This window comes from Candidatus Nitrosarchaeum limnium BG20 (assembly GCF_000241145.1).
GTDB lineage: Archaea > Thermoproteota > Nitrososphaeria > Nitrososphaerales > Nitrosopumilaceae > Nitrosarchaeum > Nitrosarchaeum limnae.
In genome coordinates this window covers 1-3,196 of record NZ_AHJG01000203.1, presented here as the reverse complement: position 1 = coordinate 3,196, position 3,196 = coordinate 1, and the positions used below count along the sequence as shown (strand labels likewise).

The following is a 3,196-nucleotide window of genomic DNA, read 5'->3' as shown; positions in this document are numbered from 1 at the left end:
GGGGTCAGAGCCCACCCGAGGCTTTATAATAATTTTTTAAAACTGTTTAATTTTTGAAATATTTTTAATCATCAAATGTTTCGATATCTGTTTCTAATTCTTTCCCTAAACCCTTCCACCATTGTTTCATTTCGTTCTCCATACTCCCCTCATAATTACATCGAATTCTCCTTTATAGATCTGTCGGTTGAACAATCAATGATCAAATCTTTATAAAATTTTCATTTTGAATATTTTTTAAACCGTATCTTGTTTTTGTCTTATTTTTTTCCGATAAATGATTATTGCAAGTGCTCCAGCTGCACAACCAAAAAACACTGGCCATCTCAATTCATTTCCTATCATTCCTAAATAAGAATAAATGGTACCTCCAATCAAAGCAAATCCGATCAATTCAAGAGTTTTTAATCATATTTTTCTATTATTGAACAGTTAAATCAAAAAGATATATGGTTTTGTAACTCATAACCACTGTGGACAAATACCTTCTAGTTATCATGATTTTTCTTATTGTTTCAATTCCAATAGCATTTGTATCGCCTACAACTGGTGAAATCCGAGAACATCCGTTTATTTTGTTGTTTTATGCCTCAATTGCAGGAATATCTGCAATCATCATCTTTAGCTCATACAAGGATAGAAAACAAAGACAAAAAGATAATGTCAAAAGACGTTCTAAAAAATAAATTTTAAAGTTCTAATCCAAAAGATTCTGCAATACTTGAAAATTTTGCATAAGACTCCAAATACTGTCTTCCCTTCTCAGTAATCACAAATGTGTTTTTGTTATCAAATTCTATTTTATTGATTAAACCAGATCCTGTTAAATTTTCCAAGAATTTTGATAATCTTGAATGTGATAAATTAGCCTTTGTTAGCAATGATGTTGTTTTGATACCATGTTGACCAGACTGTTCAGTAGCGGTCAAAAGATCTGCAACAATTTGCATACTAGTTCTATAGGATACCATGTTGATAGATTGTATAACTCCGAGATATAAGGGTATTACCATAATTCAGATCAGATAAATACGCTCTAATCTGATTTCCATCGTATTGCCGTCCCAGTCTCCTATTCCATGGTTTGATAATTTTATTGGCGTTGCTTACCGTTATTACGATCTTAGGATGAATATTGTGCCTCTACTTGATGATAGAAAAGAGGCTTCATCCATCTGGCATGATGTTATCCATTGGTGGCAGGATCCATCAATAAAGGTCAGATTTGTTGAGATCGGTGATGAGTATTGGATTATAATTGGATCTGATTCTCAACGACCAGAATCAAATCTGTCTTTTTTTAAGGTTTTACAGAAATCAGAAAATTATGAACGATTCAAGAAAGGACATGGCGGTGAAGCCTATTTACGATTGGGAATTTACACAAAGAAACTACGTAAGGATGTGAAAAATGATGCATTATGTGAATGTGGACATTCAGCAGAAGATCATGATGAAGGTGATGGTGACATATGCTTATACAATGAATGTAACTGTAAAAAATTTTCTAGTTTTCAAGTGACTTTACTAAAAAGAAAAAAAACAATCACTGATATTGCATTTCTTGAAGAAAAAAATGTAAAAGATGATCCACTCGCCTGGAATTGTCTTTATGTGAATAAATATTCAAAAACTGAATGATTCTACTCTTCTTTGTTTACTCTTATGTGATCCCCTGGATAAAATTCATCGATCTTTTTTGAATAACAATCTCCACACAACGGACCTTTAATACTCCATTCTTCCATTGGATTAAAACGCAGTGTTATTTTATTACTACAAATCGTACATTTTTCTTTAGATCCCAAAGTGATTTTGCTTTCTTTGATCTATATAAAAAAGATTCTGGATTTGAATCCTGTTGAAAAATCATGTTAAATAATACTGGTTTATATGAATTCTAGGTAGGTAGTCTGACCAATGTAAACCTCCTGCAAATTTTTACTTGGTTGGACTTCTACCTACTTTAATATCTAAAACAAGTTGTTTGCAAGTTTTTTTAATACTAGAATTTCCTCTTCTTCTTGTCTTATTTTTTTGTCTACAACTCTAAGCATTGAATCATTCCACACATGCTGTGAAAAGAAATTATGTTTCGTGTTTGCCAATTCTATTTCATCATCAACAACTGTATCTTCTAAAAATTTTGTAACAACTACATCTGCAATTTTTAAAATTCTAGAATTTAGTTTAAAACTTCTAAATATGGGCTCCATTTTTCTCACATCGCTTTTAAAATCCCCTTTAGTTTCTAGAATTTTTTTATGTAGAATTCTAAAGTATACACCCACATAAAACAAAGTCGCATACCTTTTGGTTTTATGTCCGCCCTGTTTTCCATACTTCAATGTCTTCTTAGCATATTCTTTGACAAGATATGGATACAACAAAATTCTATAATCATCTTTTAGATTATCATTGAATATGTCATCGTATTTACTTCCTCTAGGAAGAAATTGTGCTGGAGAACTGTATGCCTCTGTGGGTCTTTGTTCAATTCCTGCAACTAGAGCTTGTATTGCATCTTTTGCAACAATCACTTTTTTATGATTGTCTGGTAAATATTCATTGTAAATTAAATCCCCTTCATATTCTAATTGTTTTGATTTTGATTTTGTGTCAAATGAACCTGCTTGAATTTCATAAAAGTACCCACAATTTTTTAATTGCGATTTGATCGATTTATGAAAATCCATTAATGAAACTAGATCTTTTCCTCGAACTGAATTTTGAGAATTTCTGTATTTTGTTATGTTGTTCTGTTCCTGCTCGTCATCTGCTTTAATAATTGTCACAGTCATTGATCCATCCATGTTTTTAGTTCGTTTTGAATGATCAAGAATTGAATTTGATGTTTGTGCTCCATTTACAATCTGTGGTGCATGAAGCTCAATCATGTTGTCTCCTAATTCTTCAAAATCACTTACTACAATTGTAATTCCGTTGTTATAAAAGAAAAATTTTCCTGGATTACTTTGAAGAGTTTCTCTTAATCCTTTGTTTACAGTTGTTTTAAATTGCATCCACTGTCTAATGTTTGATTCAAAAACATAATCTCTGTTTTTGCTAACAAATTCAGTTAATTCTCTTAATTTCAAAATCCCAAGAATCGTATTTTCATGCCTAAGCATTCTTTCTAATTTTATTGATGACCTTTTTCCTGCAGCGGGTTTTTTTATACGCTCCCATAATTTTT

The 3,196-nt window shown here is 31.4% G+C and carries 6 protein-coding genes; 2 read left to right on the top strand and 4 right to left on the bottom strand.

The features are described from left to right. Positions 1-237 precede the first annotated feature (237 nt). The gene (locus BG20_RS12730; protein WP_010192953.1) at positions 238-393 is read right to left on the bottom strand and encodes a hypothetical protein; all 156 of its coding nucleotides are present in this window, start codon (positions 391-393) and stop codon (positions 238-240) included. 80 nt (positions 394-473) lie between these two features. Here BG20_RS12730 and BG20_RS07360 point away from each other — a divergent pair, with 80 nt between their 5' ends. Next, positions 474-686 carry a hypothetical protein gene (locus tag BG20_RS07360; RefSeq protein ID WP_048097150.1) on the top strand — a complete coding sequence of 71 codons (213 nt, stop codon included), beginning with the start codon at positions 474-476 and terminating at the stop codon, positions 684-686. Between the two features lie 3 nt (positions 687-689). Here BG20_RS07360 and BG20_RS07355 read toward each other — a convergent pair whose 3' ends face one another. Further along, positions 690-950, bottom strand: a complete 261-nt coding sequence (locus tag BG20_RS07355) for a winged helix-turn-helix domain-containing protein (protein WP_010192950.1) — start codon at positions 948-950, stop codon at positions 690-692. A gap of 178 nt (positions 951-1,128) precedes the next feature. On the opposite strand from BG20_RS07355, the gene BG20_RS07350 reads away from it, so the two are divergent. Then, positions 1,129-1,641: a hypothetical protein gene (locus tag BG20_RS07350; protein WP_420805937.1), complete on the top strand. Its 513-nt coding sequence runs from the start codon at positions 1,129-1,131 to the stop codon at positions 1,639-1,641. A 2-nt stretch (positions 1,642-1,643) separates the two neighbouring features. On the opposite strand, the gene BG20_RS12725 is transcribed toward BG20_RS07350, so the two are convergent. Further along, positions 1,644-1,808 (bottom strand): hypothetical protein, encoded by a 165-nt coding sequence (locus BG20_RS12725; RefSeq protein ID WP_010192945.1) that lies wholly within the window; start codon positions 1,806-1,808, stop codon positions 1,644-1,646. A gap of 165 nt (positions 1,809-1,973) precedes the next feature. Next, the coding region (locus BG20_RS07345; RefSeq protein WP_010192943.1) for an AIPR family protein at positions 1,974-3,196 on the bottom strand (1,223 nt) is incomplete at its 5' end.